Origin of the sequence: Microbacterium azadirachtae (genome assembly GCF_025583665.1) — a bacterium.
In the GTDB taxonomy this organism is placed as follows: domain Bacteria; phylum Actinomycetota; class Actinomycetes; order Actinomycetales; family Microbacteriaceae; genus Microbacterium; species Microbacterium azadirachtae.
This window is the reverse complement of the sequence record NZ_CP099706.1, coordinates 2,492,744-2,512,936: the sequence shown is the minus strand read 5'-3', so window position 1 is coordinate 2,512,936 and position 20,193 is coordinate 2,492,744. Positions and strand designations below refer to the sequence as shown.

The 20,193-nt window shown below is 71.5% G+C and carries 19 protein-coding genes; 14 read left to right on the top strand and 5 right to left on the bottom strand.

Features of this window, described 5'->3' with window-relative positions; all coding sequences use genetic code 11:
• Positions 1-76: 76 nt before the first annotated feature.
• The 6 genes from NFX31_RS11920 (at position 77) to NFX31_RS11895 (ending at position 6,738) form a co-directional block, all read left to right on the top strand.
• On the top strand, positions 77-706 hold the full coding sequence (locus tag NFX31_RS11920; RefSeq protein ID WP_262955819.1) for a TetR/AcrR family transcriptional regulator: 630 nt from the start codon (positions 77-79) through the stop codon (positions 704-706).
• Between the two features lie 83 nt (positions 707-789).
• Positions 790-1,629, top strand: coding sequence for an aldo/keto reductase (locus NFX31_RS11915; protein WP_262955818.1), 840 nt, complete (start codon positions 790-792; stop codon positions 1,627-1,629).
• Between the two features lie 74 nt (positions 1,630-1,703).
• Complete coding sequence (locus NFX31_RS11910) at positions 1,704-3,473, top strand: thioredoxin domain-containing protein (RefSeq protein WP_262955817.1); 1,770 nt, start codon at positions 1,704-1,706, stop codon at positions 3,471-3,473.
• Positions 3,474-3,687: 214 nt separating this feature from the next.
• Positions 3,688-4,851 (top strand): histidinol-phosphate transaminase, encoded by a 1,164-nt coding sequence (locus NFX31_RS11905; protein ID WP_262955816.1) that lies wholly within the window; start codon positions 3,688-3,690, stop codon positions 4,849-4,851.
• Positions 4,848-6,263 (top strand): amino acid permease, encoded by a 1,416-nt coding sequence (locus NFX31_RS11900; RefSeq protein WP_091479146.1) that lies wholly within the window; start codon positions 4,848-4,850, stop codon positions 6,261-6,263. Before NFX31_RS11905 ends, NFX31_RS11900 begins: the two co-directional genes overlap by 4 nt.
• Before the next feature lies 1 nt (position 6,264).
• Positions 6,265-6,738, top strand: coding sequence for an Lrp/AsnC family transcriptional regulator (locus NFX31_RS11895; protein WP_045251222.1), 474 nt, complete (start codon positions 6,265-6,267; stop codon positions 6,736-6,738).
• A gap of 24 nt (positions 6,739-6,762) precedes the next feature.
• Here NFX31_RS11895 and NFX31_RS11890 read toward each other — a convergent pair whose 3' ends face one another.
• Genes NFX31_RS11890 through NFX31_RS11880 form a run of 3 tightly spaced genes read right to left on the bottom strand, consistent with a single transcriptional unit; the run spans position 6,763 to position 9,524 of the window.
• Positions 6,763-6,981: a hypothetical protein gene (locus tag NFX31_RS11890; RefSeq protein ID WP_045251221.1), complete on the bottom strand. Its 219-nt coding sequence runs from the start codon at positions 6,979-6,981 to the stop codon at positions 6,763-6,765.
• 4 nt (positions 6,982-6,985) lie between these two features.
• Positions 6,986-7,948, bottom strand: a complete 963-nt coding sequence (gene corA, locus NFX31_RS11885) for a magnesium/cobalt transporter CorA (RefSeq protein ID WP_045251220.1) — start codon at positions 7,946-7,948, stop codon at positions 6,986-6,988.
• A gap of 1 nt (position 7,949) precedes the next feature.
• A complete protein-coding gene (locus tag NFX31_RS11880; protein ID WP_262955815.1) occupies positions 7,950-9,524 on the bottom strand; it encodes a dolichyl-phosphate-mannose--protein mannosyltransferase in 1,575 nt (524 codons plus the stop codon).
• 23 nt (positions 9,525-9,547) lie between these two features.
• Between NFX31_RS11880 and rsmI the strand changes: the two genes are divergently transcribed.
• From rsmI to NFX31_RS11860, 4 genes are all read left to right on the top strand, one after another.
• A complete protein-coding gene (gene rsmI, locus NFX31_RS11875) occupies positions 9,548-10,363 on the top strand; it encodes a 16S rRNA (cytidine(1402)-2'-O)-methyltransferase (RefSeq protein WP_045251291.1) in 816 nt (271 codons plus the stop codon).
• Positions 10,364-10,504: 141 nt separating this feature from the next.
• On the top strand, positions 10,505-11,128 hold the full coding sequence (locus NFX31_RS11870; RefSeq protein WP_262955814.1) for a class I SAM-dependent methyltransferase: 624 nt from the start codon (positions 10,505-10,507) through the stop codon (positions 11,126-11,128).
• 78 nt (positions 11,129-11,206) lie between these two features.
• Positions 11,207-12,784: a methionine--tRNA ligase gene (metG, locus tag NFX31_RS11865; protein WP_045251218.1), complete on the top strand. Its 1,578-nt coding sequence runs from the start codon at positions 11,207-11,209 to the stop codon at positions 12,782-12,784.
• A 10-nt stretch (positions 12,785-12,794) separates the two neighbouring features.
• Positions 12,795-13,682 (top strand): TatD family hydrolase, encoded by an 888-nt coding sequence (locus tag NFX31_RS11860; RefSeq protein WP_045251217.1) that lies wholly within the window; start codon positions 12,795-12,797, stop codon positions 13,680-13,682.
• Here NFX31_RS11860 and NFX31_RS11855 read toward each other — a convergent pair.
• On the bottom strand, positions 13,664-14,992 hold the full coding sequence (locus tag NFX31_RS11855; RefSeq protein ID WP_262955813.1) for an MFS transporter: 1,329 nt from the start codon (positions 14,990-14,992) through the stop codon (positions 13,664-13,666). The two genes, NFX31_RS11860 and NFX31_RS11855, sit on opposite strands and share 19 nt — an antisense overlap.
• 36 nt (positions 14,993-15,028) lie before the next feature.
• Between NFX31_RS11855 and rsmA the strand changes: the two genes are divergently transcribed.
• Complete coding sequence (rsmA, locus tag NFX31_RS11850; protein WP_045251215.1) at positions 15,029-15,877, top strand: 16S rRNA (adenine(1518)-N(6)/adenine(1519)-N(6))-dimethyltransferase RsmA; 849 nt, start codon at positions 15,029-15,031, stop codon at positions 15,875-15,877.
• Positions 15,878-16,030: 153 nt separating this feature from the next.
• Here rsmA and NFX31_RS11845 read toward each other — a convergent pair whose 3' ends face one another.
• A complete protein-coding gene (locus tag NFX31_RS11845; protein ID WP_045251214.1) occupies positions 16,031-16,696 on the bottom strand; it encodes a hypothetical protein in 666 nt (221 codons plus the stop codon).
• Between the two features lie 228 nt (positions 16,697-16,924).
• Between NFX31_RS11845 and mgrA the strand changes: the two genes are divergently transcribed.
• The 3 genes from mgrA (at position 16,925) to NFX31_RS11830 (ending at position 20,069) form a co-directional block, all read left to right on the top strand.
• On the top strand, positions 16,925-17,992 hold the full coding sequence (gene mgrA / locus NFX31_RS11840; RefSeq protein WP_045251213.1) for an L-glyceraldehyde 3-phosphate reductase: 1,068 nt from the start codon (positions 16,925-16,927) through the stop codon (positions 17,990-17,992).
• 4 nt (positions 17,993-17,996) lie between these two features.
• Positions 17,997-18,977, top strand: a complete 981-nt coding sequence (locus NFX31_RS11835) for a 4-(cytidine 5'-diphospho)-2-C-methyl-D-erythritol kinase (RefSeq protein WP_091479132.1) — start codon at positions 17,997-17,999, stop codon at positions 18,975-18,977.
• A 78-nt stretch (positions 18,978-19,055) separates the two neighbouring features.
• Positions 19,056-20,069, top strand: a complete 1,014-nt coding sequence (locus NFX31_RS11830; RefSeq protein ID WP_045251211.1) for a LacI family DNA-binding transcriptional regulator — start codon at positions 19,056-19,058, stop codon at positions 20,067-20,069.
• Positions 20,070-20,193 lie beyond the last annotated feature (124 nt).

Below are 20,193 nucleotides of genomic sequence, written 5' to 3'. Positions count from 1 at the left end.
TCGTGCCTAAATGGCACAACGTGTCATATTGACACACAACACCATGAAACGGAAGGTATTCCCGTACGCTCGGACCATGCAGACGCCTCCCGGTCTCATGTCCCGCCGCAAGGCCGAGACCGCGAACGAGATCGCGGCCGAGGCCGCCCGGCTGTTCGCCGACCGGGGCGTGGCCGGCGTCACGGCGGCGGAGATCGCCGAGGCCGCCGGCGTGTCGCTGCGCACGTTCTACCGCTACTTCGCGACGAAGGAGGACGCGGTCGCCCCGTTCCTCGAGATCGGCGCGGCGCGCTGGCAGGCGGCCCTCCGCGCGGCGGAGGAGGATCCGGCGACGGCGATCCCGGGCGTGCTCGCTGCGCAGCTGACACCCGGCTCGCCGGAGGACGCCGACGCCCTCGCCCGCATGCGCCCGCTGCTGCGCGCGCTCGACGACGACCGCGAGCTCCGCGCGGTGTGGCACCGGGTGAACCACGAGTCCGAGGAGCGGCTCGTCGCCCTCATCTCCGAGCGCGGCGGCCACGACCGGCTCGAGGCGCGGATCCTCGCCGCGGCGGCGACCGAGGCGATCCGCATCGGCCTCGAGGAATGGGCGCGATCCACCGCCGGCGTGCACGGCGCGGGATCGCCCGCGGCCCTCGCCACGCGTGCCTATGCGGCGCTCGCTCCGTCGCTCGGAGAGGCGACCGAGACGCACGCCGCCCACTGAGGCCGCCCTGCAAGGAGGCGGTCGGCACGGCGACGTCCGGCGACCCGGCCCTTCGCGCCGCGGAGGGATCCTAGGCTGGGGGCATGACGACGATTCCCGGAATCCTGCTCAACGACGGCAACACCATCCCTCAGCTCGGCTACGGCGTCTTCAAGGTCGACCCGGCCGACACCGAGCGCACGGTGAGCGAGGCGCTCGAGATCGGCTACCGGCACATCGACACCGCCGCCATCTACGGCAACGAGGAGGGCGTCGGCACCGCCATCGCGAAGAGCGGCATCCCGCGCGACGAGCTGTTCGTGACGACCAAGCTCTGGAACGACCGCCACGACGGCGACGAGCCCGACGCCGCGATCCAGGAGAGCCTGGACCGTCTCGGCCTCGACCACGTCGACCTCTACCTCGTGCACTGGCCCACCCCGGCGCGCGACAACTACGTGCACGCCTGGGAGAAGGTCGTCGGGATCCGCGACCGGGGCCTTGCTCGTTCCGCCGGCGTCTCGAACTTCCTCGTGCCCCACCTCGAGCGCATCGTCGCCGAGACCGGCGTGGTTCCCGCGGTGGACCAGATCGAGCTCCACCCGGCGTACCAGCAGCGCGACGTCGCCTCCTGGGCCCGAGACCACGACGTGAAGATCGAGGCCTGGGGACCGCTCGGCCAGGGCAAGTACGACCTGTTCGGCGTGCCCGCCGTGGCGGACGCGGCGGCGGCGCACGGCAAGTCCCCGGCGCAGGTCGTGCTGCGCTGGCACCTGCAGAAGGGGAACATCGTGTTCCCGAAGTCGGTGCGCGCCGAGCGCCTGCGCGAGAACCTGGACGTGTTCGACTTCGCGCTGAGCGACGTCGAGTTCGCCGCGATCTCCGCGCTCGATCCCGGTGACGGATCCGGTCGCGTCGCGTCCCACCCGGACGAGGTCAACTGACGCCCGCGCCTCGTCCCGTCGATGCGCCCCTCGCTGGACGGGCCTCAGGGATCCGCGCGGCGTAGCGTGGAGGCATGAGCAACCGCCTCGCGGACACAGGGAGCCCCTACCTGCGTGCGCATGCCGACAACCCCGTGGACTGGTATCCCTGGGGCGAGGAGGCGTTCGCGCAGGCGCGGCGTCGGGACGTGCCGGTGCTGATCTCCATCGGCTACAGCACCTGCCACTGGTGCCACGTCATGGCGCGGGAGTCGTTCCAGGATCCGGCGACGGCGGAGGAGCTCAACCGAGGGTTCGTGGCGATCAAGGTAGACCGCGAGGAGCACCCGGACGTCGACGCCGCGTACCTGGCGGCCGCGTCGGCCTTCACCCGGGACCTGGGCTGGCCCCTCACCGTCTTCACGACACCGACCGGGCGCGCGTTCCACGCGGGCACCTACTTCCCGCCCGTCCCACGGGGCCCGATCCCGGCGTTCCGCACCGTGCTGGCCGCCGTCCGCGAGGCGTGGACCGATCGCCGTGAGGAGGTGGAGGCGCAGGCCGGCGCGGTCGCCGACGCGCTCGCGTCGCTCGTGCATGCGGAGCCGACCGCGCTGCCCGGCGAGGCCGAGCTGTCCGCGGCCGCCGCGGCGATCGCCGCGCGCGAGGACCGGCGCCACGGCGGCTTCGGCACGGCGCCGAAGTTCCCCGTCGCCACCACGCTGCGCTTCCTGCAGGCGGTCGGACGCGGCGACGTCGTGGATCGCGCGCTCGACGCCATGGCGGCGTCCGAGCTGCGCGACGAGGACGGCGGCTTCTTCCGCTACGCGACGCAGCAGGACTGGTCGGTGCCGCACTACGAGCGCATGCTCGCCGACAACGCCCAGCTGCTCGACACCGCTCTCGACGCGGGCCGCGAAGACGTCGCCCGCGGTGCGGCGCAGTTCCTGCTCACCGTGCTGCAGCGCCCCGAGGGCGGCTTCGGCGCCGCACAGGACTCGGAGTCCTGGATCGACGGCGAGCGCAGCGAGGGCGGCTACTACCGGCGCCCCGTCGCCGAGCGCGCCGGGCTGCAGCCCCCGGCGGTCGACGGCAAGGTGATCACCGGCTGGAACGGACTCGCGATCGCGGCGCTCGCGCGCGCCGGCGACGCCCTCGGCGAACCGTCCTGGGTCGCGGCGGCCGCGCGCGCCGCCGACGTCGTCCTCGCCGTCAACCGCGACGCCGCGGGGCGCCTGGTGCGCACGTCCCTCGACGGGACCGCCTCTGCGGCCGTCGCCACCGAGGCCGACCTCGGGCTCCTCGCCCAGGGGCTGTTCGCGCTCGCGCTGGCCACGGGCGACGCCGGATGGGCCGTGCAGGCCCTCGACGTGCTCGCGGCACCGGCGCAGGCCGATCCCGTGCTCGCCGGTCACGCCATCCCGGTCTCCGCCGAGGACGGCGACGGCGATCTGCCGTCCGGTGCGGCCGCGCTCGCCGCGGCCGAGCTCACCGCCTGGCGGCTGGGCGCGGGGGAGCGGCACCGGGAGCGGGCCGTCGCGCTCGTCGAGGCGAGGGCGCAGCGCGCCCTCCAGCAGCCGTTCGGGTATGGAGCGCTGCTGCGCGTGGCGGCCGGCCTCGCCCGGCAGCCGCGTCAGGTCGTCGCGGTCACCGCCGATGGCCGCGGCGCGCTCGCCGCCGCCGCACGGCGCGCCGACGCCGACGTCGTGGCGGTGCTCGCCCCGGCCCAGGTGCGGGCTTTCGCCGCGGCCGGCTTCACCCTGTTCGAGCAGCGAGACGAGGTCGCCGAGGTGGTGCACGACTGCCGAGGCTTCGTATGCCGGCTGCCTGTCTCGGATCCGGCGCTGGTGCCTGTGGAGCGCTGAGGTTCGCACGCGCGGGCTGGACAGTCTGCTCAGATGATCCCGAGATGTGGCGGACAGACTGTGCGCACTGCGCAGATCCGGCTGCACCGTTTGTCCAGCACGTCGGACTGTGGATACAGTGGCCCGACCCCCGGCGACGTCGCCGCTCGGCCCTGCCGCCCGACGTGCGCCCTCCGCAGGCACGACCGAACGCAGCAAGGACGCACTCTCGACGATGACCTCTCCCGTGTCCCCGACCTCGACCACGCCGTCGCCGCATCCGCGTCTCGACGCGGTGCCCGCCTACAGGCAGGGCCGCTCCGCTCCGGCCGGAGCCTCGAAGCTCTCCTCCAACGAGTCGCCGCACCCGCCGCTGCCGTCGGTCGTCGCGGCGATCGCCGACCGCCTCGGATCCCTCCACCGCTATCCGCAGATGACCGCCCCCGAGATCATCGGCCGCCTCGCCGAGCGCTACGGCGTCGCCCCGGATCTGGTGACGGTGGGGGCGGGCTCGGTCGAGCTCGCCGCCCAGCTCATCCACGCCACGGCCGGCGAGGGCGACGAGGTCATGTTCGCCTGGCGCTCGTTCGAGGCGTATCCCTCGCTCGTGCGCGTGGCCGGCGCGACCCCCGTGATGGTGCCGCTCGACCGTGAGCACCGCCACGACCTCGACGCCATGCTCGCGGCGATCACCGACCGCACGCGGCTGATCTTCGTGTGCAACCCGAACAACCCCACCGGCACGGTCGTGGGACCCGAGGAGCTGGAGCGCTTCGTGGACGCCGTGCCGCGGGACGTGCTCGTGGTGATCGACGAGGCGTACGTGCACTTCGATGACTCGGCGTACTTCGGGCCCGCGACGACGGCGACGGATCCCGGGCGCGGTGCCGGGCTGGAACTGTTCCGCCGCTACCCGCACGTGGCCGTGCTGCACACCTTCTCCAAGGCCTACGGGCTCGCCGGCCTCCGCATCGGCTACGCGATCGCGCCGGCGGCGATCGCCGCCGCGCAGCGCAAGGTCGCGGTGCCGTTCGGGGTCACCGACCTCGCCCAGGCCGCCGCGGTCGCATCCCTCGATGCGCAGCACGAGCTCGCGCTGCGTATCGCGGAGGTCACCGCGCAGCGCGACCGCCTGCAGCGGATCCTCGTCGACGCGGGCTGGCCCGCCGTCGCCTCCCGGGCGAACTTCGTCTGGGTGCCGGCGGGGGAGCGCTCGGTCGAGCTCGACGAGCTCCTGCACACCGGCGGCGTCGTCGCCCGCACCTTCTCCGGCGAGGGCGTCCGCATCTCGGCCGGCTCCGCGGAGGACGTGGACCGCGTCGCGGCCGCGCTCCGCGCGGTCCCCGTCATCGACCAGATCCCCGACACCGCAGCCGTTCGCGAGGAGGCGACCGCATGACCACCGAAGTGCCCCTGACCACCACCACGACCAAGGGCCTGCATCCCGGGCTCACCCGCCGCCAGATCTCGATGATGGGCCTCGGCGGCGCGATCGGGGCCGGCCTGTTCGTCGGCTCGGGACAGGCCATCGGCATCGCCGGCCCCGCCGTCATCGTCTCGTACCTCGTCGCCGGCACCATCGTCGTGCTCGTCATGGCGATGCTCGCCGAGATGGTCGCGGCCAACCCGTCCTCCGGCGCCTTCAGCTCGTACGCGCAGAAGGCCATGGGACGCAGCGTCGGCAGCGCGGTGGGCTGGCTGTACTGGATCCAGCTCGTCGTCGTGATCGCGGCCGAGGCGACCGGCGCCGCGGGCATCGTCGCCCACCGCTTCCCCGGGCTGCCGGAGTGGGCGTGGGTGCTGCTGTTCATGCTCGCGCTCACCGTCGTGAACCTGCTCGGCGTGCGCAACTACGGGCGGTTCGAGTTCTGGTTCGCCGCGATCAAGGTCGCCGCGATCATCGCGTTCCTCGTCGTCGGCGTGCTCGCGATCGTCGGGCTCATCCCCGGGACGCCGGCCACCGGCATCGGCAACCTCACCGACCACGGCGGCTTCGCGCCCACCGGGATCGCCGGCATCGCGGGCGCCCTGCTGATCGTGGTGTTCGCGTTCGGCGGCACCGAGGTCGTCGCGATCGCCGCCGCCGAGTCGGACGACCCGTCGCGCAACATCAGCCGGATCGTCCGCCAGGTGATGGTGCGGATCCTGGTCTTCTACGTCGGATCCATCTTCGTGATCGTCGCGGTGCTGCCGTGGAACTCGAAGGACGTGCTGGCGGGGCCCTTCTCGGCCGTGCTGGACACGCTGAAGGTTCCCGGCGTCGGGCTCGTGATGGACCTCATCGTGATCATCGCGCTGCTCTCGGCGATGAACGCGAACATCTACGGCGCCTCCCGCATGGCGTTCTCGCTCGGCGAGCGCGGTCTGGCCCCGCTCGCCCTCACCCGCACGAGCGTCGCCGGCGTGCCGCGCGTCGCCGTGCTGAGCTCGGTCGCGTTCGGATTCGCCACGGTGATCCTCAACTGGATCTGGCCCGAGCAGGTGCTCCCGGCGCTGCTGAACGTGGTCGGATCCACGCTGCTGATCATGTGGACCGCGACGGCGCTCGCGCAGTTCATCCTGCGTCGGCGTGCGGATGCCGCAGGCATCGTCCTGCCGATGCGGATGTGGGGCTTCCCCGGCCTGTCGATCGTGACGCTCGTGCTGCTCGGCGCGGTGATCGTGCTGACGATGTTCGATGCGGGCGCGCGCACCCAGCTGCTCCTCACGATCGCTCTCACGGTCGTGCTGCTCGTGGTGGCGCGGCTCACCCGCGGGCTGTCGCGGCCCGGCGTGCTCAAGGACTCCGCCGACGACGTGTTCCGGAGCTGACATGCGCATCGATGCCCTCGACGCGGCCCTGATCCGGCTGCTCACCGATGAGCCGCAGCTGCCCGTGCTGGAGTGCGCCCGCCGGCTCGGCGTGGCGCGCGGCACGGTCACCAGCCGGCTCGCGCGTCTGCACGAGAACGGCGTGATCGAGGGCATCGTGCCGCGCATCGACCCGCGCGGCTTCGGCTACGCGCTGACCGCCTTCTGCCAGGTGGAGATCGATCAGAAAGTCGGCCACGACGACGTCGCGGAAGCGCTCGCCTCGGCGATCCCGGAGGTGGTCGACATGTACACGGTGACCGGGGCGAGCGACATGCAGCTGCGCCTCGTCGCCCACAGCGCGGAGCAGTTGCAGGAGGTGCTGGACCGGATCGCGCTCGTGCCCGGCGTCGCGCGCACGGCGAGCTCGATCGCGATGCGCACGCACCTCAGCGGGCGCGTGCTGCCCCTCGTCGAGCACGCGGCGCGGGGGTGACGGCGGGGCGCCGCCCGGACGGGCTCAGCCCGCGTTGCGCGGATGCCGCCGGGCGGCGCGTTCGTTGCCGCGCCGGTAGTTCCCGGTGATGCGGGCCATGAGCAACTGAGGCTCCTCCGTCTGCACCTGATCCAGGAACTCGACGGCGCGGCGTCCGCGCAGGACCGCCGCGGTGACGCCGCGATGCGCGATCACGACGTCGTCGCCGCGGAGGGAGTACGAGAATCCGGACGGTGCCGCCATCGGGCTACTCGTCGTTCCCGGTCCAGCCCTTGCGGCGGAACCACCACCACATCAGGCCGGCCGACAGCGCCATCGATCCGAGGCCGAGCAGGAAGAACGACCACGGCCCGCTCAGCACGTGTGCGATCGCCCAGTCGAAGTTCATGCCGAAGAAACCGGTGAGGAAGCTCAGGGGCAGGAAGATCGAGGCGACGATCGCCAGCTGCTTGGACGTCTCGCCCTGACGGTTCGCGACCGTGGACAGATACAGGTCGGTGCATCCGGCGACCATCTCGTGGTAGCCGTCGAGCTCGTCGGTGATCCGGATGAGGTGGTCGTAGATGTCGCGGAAGTAGTCGTGGCTGTCGGCCTCGAGCCCCGCCAGATCCGTGATGACCTCGGCCTGCCGAGCGAACAGGTCGCGCATCGGCACGACGGCGCGGCGCAGCTTGAGCAGCAGCCGCTTCAGGCGGAAGGTCTCCTCGAGCTCGTGCCGGCCGGCTCCGGCGACGATCGCGTCCTCGAGGTCGTTGATCTCCTCGTCGAGGTCGGCGAGCACGGGGAAATAGCTGTCCACGATCACGTCGATGATCTTGTAGACGTAGTAGCGCTCGGTCTTCGGCGCCGTCGAGCGCTCCAGGAGGGTGCGCACCTGACGCAGATCCTGGAAGCGCTCGCCGTGCACCGTCACGATGAACTCGCCGCTGAGGTGGCAGTGCACCTCTTCGAGCGGGTGGTCGTTCTCGTCCTCCGGATGCACCTCGACGGCGGCCTGAAGCACGAGCAGTGCGCCCTCGCCGTAGACGTCGAGCTTGGGCCGCTGGCCCATCCGCTGGGTGTCCTCGATCGAGAGCGGATGCCAGCCGAGCAGCTGGCCGAGCTGCTGCACCTCCGCGGCGGAGGGCGAGACGAGGTCGAGCCAGAAGAACTCGCCCTGCGCGCGCAGCTGGGCGATCAGGGTCTCGTCGACGGTGTCGAGGATGCGCATGTCAGATCCAGGTGATCATCCAGTTGTGGGCCTGCCAGAACCACCAGGGCACGGGCAGACCGATCCAGAGCGGGTAGTAGAACGCGCTGAGCAGCACGATCAGCACCACGATCACGACGACCGTGCGCTGGCCGGCCTGCCGGCGATGGCGCGGCGCGCTCCGGATCCCGGCGATGTCGCGCAGCGCCAGCACGAGCGCGAGGATCAGGAACGGCGCCATCACCACCGTGTAGAACTGGAAGATCGTGCGCTCGGGGAAGGCCAGCCACGGCAGGTACGTCGCGGCGAGACCCACGAGCGGGATCGCGTAGCTCCACGGCATGGGCGATCGCCGCACGAGCCCGCGCACGAACCGCACCAGCAGGTACACCGCGGCCGCGACGCCGAGGTACCAGATGAGCGGATTCGGGATCGAGGTGATCGTGCCGATGCAGTGGTCGGTGCCGAAGCACGGGGCGTCCTGCCCGCCCACCCAGAACGCGGTCGGACGGATCAGCAGCGGCCACTGCCAGGCGGGGCTCGCATAGGGATGCGACGACGTGAGCCCGACATGGAACGCCAGGATGTCGGAGTGGTACTTGGCCCAGGAGGCGAGCGCGTTGCCGGCCACCGCGTTGCGATCGTAGCCGCCTCCGGTGAGGAACCATCCGCTCCAGGACGCGAGGTACACGGCCGCGGCGGCCGGCACGAGAAGCAGGAAGCTCGCCGGTCCCTGGCGCAGCACCGCGTCGGTCGGCCAGAGGGCGACACCGGCGCGGCGACGCGCGAGGGCGTCCGTGATCACGAGGTAGATGCCGGCGGCGGCCAGCACATAGGCGCCCGACCACTTCACGCTGGTCGCGGCACCGAGCGCGATGCCCGCCATCACGACCCAGGGACGGCGCCAGAACACCCTGCCCCACAGCGTCGGGGCGTCGCCGCGCTCATGCGAGGCGCGCTCCTCGAGCCGTGGCATCACCCGCTGCCTGTCGTAGACGAGGAAGAGGATCCCGAGCACGACGAATAAGGTGAGGATCCCGTCGAGCAGGCCGATCCGGCTGAGCACGATGCCCAGCCCGTCGACGGCGAGGAGGAGACCCGCGAGCGTGGCCGCCGCGACCGACCGGGTCAGCGCCTTGGCCAGCAGGTAGACCACCAGCACCGTGAGCGTGCCGATGACCGCCGTGGAGATGCGCCAGCCGAAGCTGGAACCGGGACCGAACGCCGCGATGCCGAGGGCGATCAGCCACTTGCCGAGCGGAGGGTGCACCACGAAGGCGCCGGCGGTCTGCAGGGCACCGGTGTCGCCGGTCGCGAACAGCTCGTTCGCCTTGTCGCCCCAGGTGGCCTCGTAGCCGTGCACCCAGAGCGACCAGGCGTCCTTGACGTAGTAGGTCTCGTCGAAGACGATCGTGTGCGGATGCGCGATCCCCGCGATCCGCAGCACGGCCGCGAGCAGCGTGACGAGGACGGGCGCGAGCCAGCTGATCAGGCGGAGCCGCGCCGGATCCTCCAGCCACGCGTCGCGCAGCCGTTCCCAGGCGGTCGGGCGGTCGTCGTGCCGGCCGTCGAGGGCCGGCAGCAGGGGCGCGGTCACCCGCTCAGCCTATGCTGGGGCGGGTGATCATCCTCGCGGCCACTCCGATCGGAAATCTGGGCGACGCGTCCCGCCGCCTCGTCGAGGTGCTGGAGAACGCGACGGTCATCGCCGCGGAGGACACCCGCACCACGCAGCGGCTGCTCCAGGCCCTCGGCATCGCGAACCGGCCGCGTCTGATCGCCCTGCACGACCACAACGAGAAGGCCAAGGCCGGCGAGCTCGCCGAGCTCGCCGAGTCGCAGGATCTCGTCGTGCTCAGCGACGCCGGCATGCCCACCGTGAGCGATCCCGGCTACGGGCTGGTCGCCGCGGCGGCCGAGCGCGGGGTGACGGTGACGGCGATCCCCGGGCCCAGCGCCGTCGTCACCGCGCTCGCCGTGTCCGGGCTGCCCACCGACCGGTTCACCTTCGAGGGCTTCCTGCCGCGCAAGCCGGGCGAGCGGCGCTCGGCCCTGACCGCACTGGCGACGGAACCCCGCACGATGGTCTTCTTCGAGTCGCCGTCGCGTCTGGCGGCGACCCTGGGCGACATGGCCGCGGTGTTCGGCGACGACCGGCGCGCGGCGGTGTGCCGCGAACTCACCAAGCTCTACGAGGAGGTGCGCCGCGGCGGCGCCGCCGAGCTCGCCGCGTGGGCGGAGCACGGCGTGAAGGGCGAGATCGTCGTGGTCGTGGAAGGAGCCGCTCCGCGGGAGGTGTCGGCGGAGGATGCCCTGGCGCAGGTGCAGGCGCTGGTCGCCTCGGGGGTGCGCCTCAAGGAGGCGTGCGCGGAGGTCGCCGCCGCCACCGGGCTCGGCTCCCGGGACCTGTACCAGGCGGCGCTCGCCGCCCGCTGACTCGCGGTGCGTCCGCTCGCGCTGCTCATTCCTGTCGGCGCTGCGCCGTATTGCGACGCGTCAGCAGGTTTCGACCGCGCGAACGCCGTGTTGACGGCGGGGCGCAGGCCGAGCGTCCGGGGCGCGGGGCACGCTGTGGGGATGCGGGACGAGCAGGTGGCGGCCGCGTACGACGCGCGTGCGGCCGAGTACATCGCGCTGATCGGGAGCCTCGACCAGATGGAGCGCGCCGACGTGGCGCTCATCGCGCGCTGGCGGGACGAGACCCCGGGCTCGCTGCTGGATGCCGGCTGCGGGCCAGGGCTGTGGACCGCGTTCCTCGCCGGGGCCGGGCGGGACGTCATCGGCCTCGACGTGTCCGCGGAGTTCCTCGCCGCGGCCCGGGAGCGCCATCCGGCTCTCCGGTTCGAGGCTGCCTCGGTCCGCGACCTGCCGTTCGCGGACGAGGCCTTCGGCGGGGTCCTCGCCTGGTACTCGCTGATCCACCTGCCTCCGGACGAGCTCCCCGCGGTGATCGCCGAGCTCGGGCGCGTGCTCGCCCCCGGCGGACGGATGCTGATCGGATTCTTCGACGGCCCGCCGGGCGAGCCCTTCGCGCACGCGATCACGACGGCGCACTACTGGTCGGCCGACGCGCTCACCGTCCTGCTCGGCGACGCGGGGCTCGCGGTCGTGCACGCCGAACGTCGCGAGCGCGAGCCCGGTGCCGCGGGGAGCGTCCGTCCGCACGGCGCCGTGATCGCCGAACGAAGGGCGAGCGTCTGAGCCGGAGGCGTGGGGGCTGCAGGCCTGCCCGTCGTCATCGTCCGAACCGGCCCGCGCATCCCGCCTAGAATCGAACGCATGCCCGCAGGCGAGTCCTTCTACATCACCACGCCGATCTACTACCCGTCGGACGTGCCCCACATCGGGCACGGCTACACCAGCGTCGCCGTGGACACCCTCGCGCGCTGGCACCGCCAGTCGGGCGATGACACCTGGATGCTCACCGGCACCGACGAGCACGGCCAGAAGATGCTGCGCGCCGCGGCCGCGAACGGCGTCACGCCGCAGGAGTGGGTGGATAAGCTCGTCAGCGAGAGCTGGTTCCCGCTGCTCACGACGCTCGACGTCGCCAACGACGACTTCATCCGCACCACGCAGGAGCGGCACGAGCGCAACGTGCAGGTGTTCTTCCAGAAGCTCTACGACGCGGGCTACATCTACGCCGGCGAGTACGAGGCGCTGTACTGCGTGGGCTGTGAGGAGTTCAAGCCCGAGTCGGAGATCGTCGACGGCACCGGTCCGTTCGAGGGCCTCAAGGTGTGCGCGATCCACTCGAAGCCGCTCGAGCTGCTGCAGGAGAAGAACTACTTCTTCAAGCTCAGCGAGTTCCAGGACCGCCTGCTCGAGCTGTACAAGACGGAGCCCGACTTCGTGCGTCCCGACTCGGCGCGCAACGAGGTCGTCTCGTTCGTCTCGCAGGGGCTGAAGGATCTGTCGATCTCGCGCTCGACGTTCGACTGGGGCATCCCGCTGCCGTGGGACACGTCGCACGTCATCTACGTGTGGGTGGACGCGCTGCTCAACTACGCGACCGCCGTCGGCTACGGCTCCGACGAGGAGCTCTTCGCCCGCCGCTGGCCGGCCTACCACGTGGTCGGCAAGGACATCCTGCGCTTCCACGCGGTCATCTGGCCGGCCATGCTGATGGCGGCGGGCCTGGAGGTCCCCAAGGGCGTGTTCGCGCACGGCTGGCTCCTCGTGGGCGGCGAGAAGATGTCGAAGTCGAAGCTCACCGGTATCGCGCCGACCGAGATCACCGACGTGTTCGGATCCGACGCCTACCGGTTCTACTTCCTCTCCGCGATCGCCTTCGGGCAGGACGGATCCTTCTCCTGGGAGGACCTGTCGGCGCGCTATCAGGCCGAGCTGGCGAACGGGTTCGGCAACCTGGCGTCGCGCACGATCGCCATGATCGAGCGCTACTTCGGCGGGGTCGTGCCGGCAGCCGGCGAGTACGCCGCGCAGGATCTCGCCGTGCAGCAGATCGTGGCCAAGGCCGCCGCCGACGCCGATGCCGCCGTCGAGCGGTTCCGGATCGACGAGGCCATCGCCGACGTGTGGACCATCGTGGACGCGCTCAACGGGTACATCACGGAGAACGAGCCGTGGTCGCTCGCCAAGGACGAGGAGCAGAAGGAGCGCCTCGGCACGGTCCTGTACACGTGCGCCGAGGGGCTGCGCGCGCTCGCCGTGCTGCTCTCCCCGGTCATGCCGCAGTCGACCGCGAAGCTGTGGGACGCCCTGGGCGCCTCCGCGGGCCTCGGCGCGCTCACGGCGCAGCCGCTGCGCGACGCGGGGCGCTGGGGGCAGCTGCCCGCGGGCACGCAGGTGCAGGCCCTCGCCCCGCTGTTCCCGCGCATCGAGGCGACGGCCTGAGCCGATCCGCATGAGCGACGCCATTCCCGAGACGTACGTGCGCGAACGCGCCGCGGACGGGCGGAAGGACCTGCGGTATCCGCCGCTGCCCGAGCCTCTCACGGTGCCGGTGTACGACAATCACTGCCACCTCGAGATCGCGGACGGCGACGAGTCGCTCACGCTCACCGAGCAGCTCGACCGCGCGCAGGCGGTCGGCATCCTCGGCGTCGTGCAGGCCTCGGGCGACATCGACTCGTCGCGATGGGCGGTGGCGGCGGCCGAGGCGGATCCGCGGGTGCTGGCGGCCGTCGCGATCCATCCCAACGACGCGCCGGCCTACGCCGAGGCGGGGCGGCTCGACGAGGCGCTCTCCGTGATCGACGAGCTCGCGGCGCACCCGCGCACCCGCGCGATCGGGGAGACCGGGCTCGACTACTTCCGCACCGAGGAGCCGGGACGCGCCGCCCAGCACGCGTCCTTCGAAGCGCACATCGCCCTCGCGAAGAAGCACCGCATCGCGATGCAGATCCATGACCGCGATGCGCACGACGACGTGCTGGAGACGCTGCAGCGCGTCGGCGCGCCCGAGCGGACGGTGTTCCACTGCTTCTCCGGCGACGCTGCGATGGCACGGATCTGCGCCGACGCCGGTTACTACCTGTCGTTCGCCGGCAACGTCACGTTCAAGAACGCGCAGAACCTCCGCGATGCGCTCGAGGTCACGCCGAGGGAGCGGATCCTCGTCGAGACGGACGCGCCGTTCCTCACGCCGGTGCCTCTGCGCGGGCGTCCCAACGCGCCGTACCTCGTTCCGCTCACGGTGCGGTTCATGGCCGCGGAGCTCGGTGTCGAGCCGGACGAGCTCGGCGCGCAGATCGCCGCGAACACGCTCGAGGTCTACGGCTCGTTCGCCTGAACCTCGTCGACCACGGGCCGGGCGGAGACGATCTGCGAGATCGGCCGCCAGACGAAGAGCAGGGTGACGGCCGCGCCGGCGAAGGCGAACCACCATGGCGCGGTGAGCCCCCACGTCTGCGCGATCACGCCGCCGAGCGCCTGCCCGATCACCATGCCGCCGAACACTCCGACCGAGTTCACGGAGGACACGCGTCCCTGCAGCTCGTGCGGGACGAGCCGCTGTCGCACGGTCGTCGAGATCGTGCCCCAGATGAACGCGTAGAAGCCGAACACGAACATGATGGTCAGGGCGATCCAGCCCTGCGTGGTCAGGGCGAACGCGAGGTGCATGACGACCTCGAGGGAGAGGCAGACCCGCATCATGGTCGCGAACGACACGTGGCGCTCCAGCCAGCCGAAGCTCAGGGTGGCCAGCAGGCCGCCCGCGGCGGACGCCGTGGTGAGCATGCCGTAGCCGACGGCGCCCATGTGGAGGTGCTCGGTCGCGTACAGCACCAGCACGCCCCACGGCGCCGCCCAGGTCACGTTGAACAGCAGGATGATGAGCACGAGCGTCCGCACCGGCGGGTTGCGCCACAGCCAGCGCAGCCCCTCGGCGATGCGATGCACTGAGCCTGTCGAAGTGTCGGTGTGCACCTTCGCGCCGGACCCGCGCGTGCCCGCCTCCGCGCCGCCGAGGTCGTCGCCGGACCCGGCCGTGGAGCGCGGAGGTACCGGCGTCCGCGCGATCCGGGAGATGAGCACGACCGCCAGGCTCACGCAGACCGCCTCGAGCAGGAACGGCCAGGCGTGCCCCGCGGCGAACAGGAACGCGCCGAGCGGAGGGCCGGCGAACTGGTTCGCGACCAGGAAGCCCGCCTGCAGCCGGGCGTTGCCGAGACCGAGATCCGCGGGCTTCAGGAGCATGGGAAGCAGCGTGGATCCGGCGGTGTCGACGAACACCTCGGCGGTGCCGTAGAGGAACGCGGAGGCCAGCACGATCCAGATGTTCGCCGTGCCGGTCACGAGGAAGGCGCACAGGGCGAGCAGCACGACGGCGCGCGCGGCGTTGGCCGCCATCACGAGCCGGCGGCGGTCGAAGCGGTCGGCGATCGCCCCGGCATGGAGGCCGAACACGAGCCAGGGCAGGAACTGCAGGATGGCGCCTGCGGCGACGAGGATCGGCGACGACGTCATCGACGCGATGAGCAGGGGAGCGGCGGCGAGGGCGACGCCGTCGCCGACGTTGCTGGTCCAGCTGGAGGCGAGGAGCCAGCGGAAGTCCCTGCCCATGCGCCGTGGCGCGACGAGTTCACCGATCGAGGGCATCCGAGAAGACTATCGAGCGTGGGGGACAATGGTCAGATGACCGTCTCCCTGCTCGGCGCCGCCGACATTCGCCGGCTCGCGTCCGAACTCGACGTGACGCCCACCAAGAAGCTCGGCCAGAACTTCGTCGTCGACGCCAACACGGTGCGCAAGATCGTGCAGGCGGCGGAGGTGCAGCCCTCGGAGCGCGTCGTCGAGGTCGGCCCGGGCCTCGGATCCCTCACCCTCGCGATCCTGGAGACCGGGGCGAGCGTGACGGCGGTCGAGATCGATCACCGCCTGGCCGCGCGGCTCCCGCAGACCGTCGTGGACCGGGGGGTGCCGGAGGGCGCGCTGACCGTGGTGGACGCCGATGCGATGCGCGTGACATCGCTGCCGGGGGAGCCGACGGTGCTCGTCGCGAACCTCCCGTACAACGTCTCGGTGCCCGTGCTGCTGCACTTCCTGGAGACCTTCCCGTACCTCGCCCGGGGCGTGGTGATGGTGCAGGCCGAGGTCGCGGAGCGTCTGGCGGCGAAGCCCGGATCGAAGATCTACGGCGCACCGAGCGTGAAGGCCGCCTGGTACGGCCCGTGGCGCCTGTGCGGCACGGTCTCCCGGCAGGTGTTCTGGCCGGTGCCGAACGTGGACAGCCTGCTGGTGGGCTTCCGGCGGGACCCGGAGCCGCGGGGCACCGAGGAGGAGCGGATCCGCACCTTCGAGATCGTGGACGCCGCGTTCAACCAGCGTCGCAAGATGCTGCGTCAGGCGCTGTCCGGTCTGTTCGGCAGCTCGGCGGAGGCATCGGCCGTGCTCGAGGCCGCCGGAGTCGCGCCGACCGCGCGCGGAGAGGATCTCACGGTCGACGACTACCAGCGCATCGCGCGGGCCGCGCGACAGGACTGAGCGGACCGGATCCGCGTCTCCACGAAGTTGTGCCCCCTCGGGTTTCGGGTTCCCGAGAGGGCACAGTCACTTCGACTGGAGGTACCTTCACGTCGACCGAGTCCCCAGATCTCGATCGACATCCTCAGCTGAGATCTTGACAATAACACCGGATCACCTTGTCCCCCAAATGGGGGACAAGGTCAAATGCTGAGAGTTTGCCGAGAAAGGGCGCGAGGCGACGGGACGGAGGTGCTCCACGCGGCTCTGGAGCGTCTGCAGCCACGCGATCACCGACCCGAAGGCGAGCGCCTCGAACACGGTGAGCGTGATCAGTCCGGCGATCAGCGCCGTCATCCCCACGACGAGGACGACGATCGCCCCGAGGGACAGGCGGTCGAGGGTTCGCGACAGGCCGCGCAGGTGCAGCCGGTGCATGAGCAGGAGCCCGGCCGACGATGCGAGCGCCCCGTTCGCCGCGCGCTCGTGGGCGAACACGTTGAACGACAGGGGCAGCACGCCGACCAGGGCCAGGCTCAGTCCGAGGCCGACGATGAGCAGGGGGACGACGACGGGGACGGCGCCGTTCGCCGGTAATCCCGCGGCGGAAGCGGCCTTGAGGCCCCGGCGGACGGGCCACGCGCTCAGGGCGATGACGGCGCCGGCGAGCATCATCCCGCCGTTGAAGAGCGCACTCGATCCGTCCTGCATCGCGCCGAGCCGGCTGAAGCAGGACAGCCACCATCGCGGGTCGGAGGTGGTCAGCGCTGCAGCGGAGATGCAGACGCAGAGCACGCCCGCCGCGAGGAGGACGAGAGGGGTACGCCGGGGCCAGTGCATGACAGTTCCTGTCGCCGCACGCTCGGGCGAATGCACTGTTCGGGTGGTGATCCGCACTGGGGTGAGCGTGATCGGACGCGGATCGGGCTCGGTCCGCGGTTGGCCGATCATCCTAGCGAGTTCCCGAGATATCGGCGAGCGCCCCGGTGTCTGCGACAGGTGCGGACCGCCCCCGGAAACCGCCGAAGAGGGGGAGGCGATGTCGCGCTGCGCCGCTAACCTGGGACGGTGACCGAGCCGCGCTTCCGCCCAGACGTCCTCGACATCCACCGCCCCTACACCGCCGCGGCGGACCGGTACGAGGGGGCCCATTTCCGGCAGGTGGGCTCCTCGGGCCTCTACCTGCCGGCGATCTCGCTGGGGCTGTGGTGGAACTTCGGCGACAACATCCCGCTCGACCAGCAGCGCGCGCTGCTGCGGCACGCCTTCGACCGGGGGATCACTCACTTCGACCTGGCCAACAACTACGGCCCGCCCTACGGCTCGGCCGAGAAGAACTTCGGACGCATCTTCGCCGAGGATCTCCGGCCCTACCGGGACGAGCTGATCATCTCGTCCAAGGCCGGCTGGGACATGTGGCCCGGGCCGTACGGAGACCTCGGCAGCCGCAAGTACATCCTGGCCAGTGCGGAGCAGTCGCTGACGCGGATGGGGCTGGACTACGTCGACATCTTCTACTCGCACCGGGTGGATCCGGAGACGCCCGTCGAGGAGACCGTCGGGGCGCTCGACACGCTGGTCCGCCAGGGCAAGGCGCTGTACGTCGGGATCTCGTCGTACAGCGCGGAGCGCACGGAGGCGGCGGCGGACGTGGCCCGGGAGCTCGGCACGCCCCTCGTCATCCACCAGCCGTCCTACTCCATCCTGAACCGCTGGGTGGAGGACGGCCTCACCGAGACGCTCCGCGAGGAGGGCATGGGGGCGATCGCCTTCACGCCGCTCGCGCAGGGACTCCTCACCGACAAGTACCTCGGCGACGGCACCGCGCAGCGCGCCCAGAAGCGCGGATCCCTGCCGGACAAGCCGCTCAGCGACGAGGGCCTCGCGATCCTCCGGGCGCTGAACGACCTCGCCCGCGAGCGCGGGCAGAGCCTCGCCCAGCTCGCGCTGCAGTGGGTGCTCCGCGACGGCGTGGTCGCCTCGGCGCTCATCGGCGCCTCCCGGCCGGCGCAGCTCGACGAGAACCTCGCAGCGCTCGACGCCCCCGCGCTCACCGCGGAGGAGATCGCGCGCATCGATCGCATCGCCGGCGCCGGACTCGATGTGGACCTGTGGTCGGTCTCCTCGGAGCTGTGACCGGATGAGCATCGCGGAGGAGCGGCCGGGCGACGAGCACGTGCGGCGCGTGCACGTGCGCGCACCGGGCAAGATCAACCTCTTCCTCGGTGTCGGCGACCTCGACGAGGACGGCTATCACGAGTTGTCGACCGTGTTCCAGGCCGTCTCGCTGTACGAGGACGTGATCGCCACCCCGGCCGACGACTTCACGATCGCCGTCTCCGGCGTGGCCGATCCCGACGCGGTGCCGCTCGACGACCGCAACCTCGCGATGCGCGCGGCCAAGGTGCTCGCCGCGGCCACCGGATACGACGGCGGCGTGCATCTCGACGTGCGCAAGAGCGTGCCGGTCGCGGGGGGCATGGGCGGAGGCTCCGCTGACGCCGCAGCCGCGCTCGTGGCGTGCAACGAGCTGTGGCGCACGGGCGTCGACCACGGACGGCTGCACGAGCTCGCCGCGCGACTCGGCGCCGACGTGCCCTTCGCCCTCATGGGCGGCACCGCGGTCGGCTCGGGGCGGGGCGATGTGCTCACTCCCGCGCTGTCCCGCGGCCGGTACGAATGGGTGCTGGTGCTCGACGACGAGGGGCTCTCCACGCCTTCCGTGTACCGCGCGTTCGACCTGGTGATGGCCGAGGATCTGCAGGCCGATCCCGCCGGGCATGCGCAGCGGCGCAGCGCGGATCCGGTGCAGGTGCCGCCCTCGTTCTTCGAGGCGCTGCTGTCGGGCGACCCGTTCGCACTCGGCCAGAGCCTGCGCAATCAGCTGCAGGCGGGGTCGTTCCGGCTGAGGCCGCAGCTCGAGGAGCTCATCGACCGGGTGCGCGACTCGACGGCCGTGGTGGGCGGCATCGTCTCGGGATCCGGTCCGACCGTGGCGTTCCTCTGCGAGAGCGCGACGGGGGCGGACGCCGTCGCCGAGCGCCTGCGCGAGCAGGGGCGCACGGCGCTGCGTGCGCACGGACCGGTGCGCGGCGCGCACGTGGTGTCGACCGAATCCTGACGCCCGACGTGCGCGGCCCGGACTCGGCCCGCATAATGGGGTAGATCCATGTGACCGTGCACATCGAGGAGGCTCTGCATGTCCACCTCCTCCGATCGCGCCCGCATGCCGAGCATCCGCGACGTCGCGCGACTGGCCGGGGTCTCGCACCAGACTGTCTCGCGCGTGCTCAACGATCACCCCAGCATCCGCCCGGAGACCAAGGAGCGCGTGCTCGACGCGATCCGCGTGCTCGACTACCGGCCGAACGTCGCGGCGCGCGCGCTCGCCACGAGCCGGTCGAACATGCTGGGCATCCTGTCGGCGACCACGGGGGAGTTCGGGCCGACCTCCTCGATCGCCGCGATCGAGGATGCGGCGCGCGCCGAGGGCTACTCCGTGAGCACGCTGAACCTGCCCGACACGACGCCCGAGGTGATCGGCGCGGCGGTGCGGCAGCTCGTGCGGGAGGCCGTCGACGGCATCGTCGTGCTCGCCCCGCAGGTGCGCGTCTTCAACGTGCTGCGGGGGATGGCGGTGTCCGTGCCGTTCGTCAGCCTGCAGACCGCCTCCGGCTCCGACGGGTTCAGCCACTCCGCCGACCAGCTGGCCGGCGCGCGGATGATCACCGAGTACCTGATCCGGCTGGGGCATAGCGACATCCTGCATCTGGCGGGACCGCAGGACTGGATCGAGGCGGAGTCGCGCATGCGCGGTTACCTCGACGCGATGCGCGACGCCGATCTGCCGACCATTCCGCCGATCCGCGGCGACTGGACGGCGGACTTCGGCTGGTTCGCGGGGCAGGAGCTGGCCCGCCGCCGCGACTTCACGGCCGTGTTCGCGGCGAACGACCTGATGGCGATCGGCCTGATGCACGGTTTCCGCGATGCGGGGCTGCGGGTGCCGATCGATGTCAGTGTGGTCGGCTTCGACGACATCCCGGTCGCCGCGCACGTCGCCCCGCCCCTGACGACCGTGCACCAGGACTTCGCCGAGCTGGGCCGGCGCGCCGTGCGCATCCTGCTCGCTCAGCTGCGCGGCGAGGCCGTGCCGGAGTTCGGGCCCGTCGTCCCGGTGCTGTGCGGGAGAGAGTCCGCCGCGTCACGGTAGGGACACGAAATGGTCGGTGCGACTTGACACTGTCCGTTCAGGCGTTGCACCATGTAACCCGATGTGAACGGTAACATTGACCGGAACATCACCGGACCTGGTATCGAAGGAGATCCGTGAGCGA

Bases quoted from the DNA above. Each gene is read 5' to 3' on its own strand.
- NFX31_RS11920 (WP_262955819.1), top strand. From the start codon at position 77: ATGCAGACGCCTCCCGGTCTCATGTCCCGCCGCAAGGCCGAGACCGCG.
- NFX31_RS11830 (WP_045251211.1), top strand. From the start codon at position 19,056: ATGTCCACCTCCTCCGATCGCGCCCGCATGCCGAGCATCCGCGACGTC.
- NFX31_RS11860 (WP_045251217.1), top strand. From the start codon at position 12,795: ATGAGCGACGCCATTCCCGAGACGTACGTGCGCGAACGCGCCGCGGAC.
- NFX31_RS11845 (WP_045251214.1), bottom strand. From the start codon at position 16,696: ATGCACTGGCCCCGGCGTACCCCTCTCGTCCTCCTCGCGGCGGGCGTG.
- NFX31_RS11855 (WP_262955813.1), bottom strand. From the start codon at position 14,992: ATGCCCTCGATCGGTGAACTCGTCGCGCCACGGCGCATGGGCAGGGAC.
- NFX31_RS11910 (WP_262955817.1), top strand. From the start codon at position 1,704: ATGAGCAACCGCCTCGCGGACACAGGGAGCCCCTACCTGCGTGCGCAT.
- NFX31_RS11895 (WP_045251222.1), top strand. From the start codon at position 6,265: ATGCGCATCGATGCCCTCGACGCGGCCCTGATCCGGCTGCTCACCGAT.
- NFX31_RS11915 (WP_262955818.1), top strand. From the start codon at position 790: ATGACGACGATTCCCGGAATCCTGCTCAACGACGGCAACACCATCCCT.
- NFX31_RS11890 (WP_045251221.1), bottom strand. From the start codon at position 6,981: ATGGCGGCACCGTCCGGATTCTCGTACTCCCTCCGCGGCGACGACGTC.
- NFX31_RS11870 (WP_262955814.1), top strand. From the start codon at position 10,505: ATGCGGGACGAGCAGGTGGCGGCCGCGTACGACGCGCGTGCGGCCGAG.
- metG (WP_045251218.1), top strand. From the start codon at position 11,207: ATGCCCGCAGGCGAGTCCTTCTACATCACCACGCCGATCTACTACCCG.
- NFX31_RS11835 (WP_091479132.1), top strand. From the start codon at position 17,997: ATGAGCATCGCGGAGGAGCGGCCGGGCGACGAGCACGTGCGGCGCGTG.
- rsmA (WP_045251215.1), top strand. From the start codon at position 15,029: ATGACCGTCTCCCTGCTCGGCGCCGCCGACATTCGCCGGCTCGCGTCC.
- NFX31_RS11900 (WP_091479146.1), top strand. From the start codon at position 4,848: ATGACCACCGAAGTGCCCCTGACCACCACCACGACCAAGGGCCTGCAT.
- NFX31_RS11905 (WP_262955816.1), top strand. From the start codon at position 3,688: ATGACCTCTCCCGTGTCCCCGACCTCGACCACGCCGTCGCCGCATCCG.
- corA (WP_045251220.1), bottom strand. From the start codon at position 7,948: ATGCGCATCCTCGACACCGTCGACGAGACCCTGATCGCCCAGCTGCGC.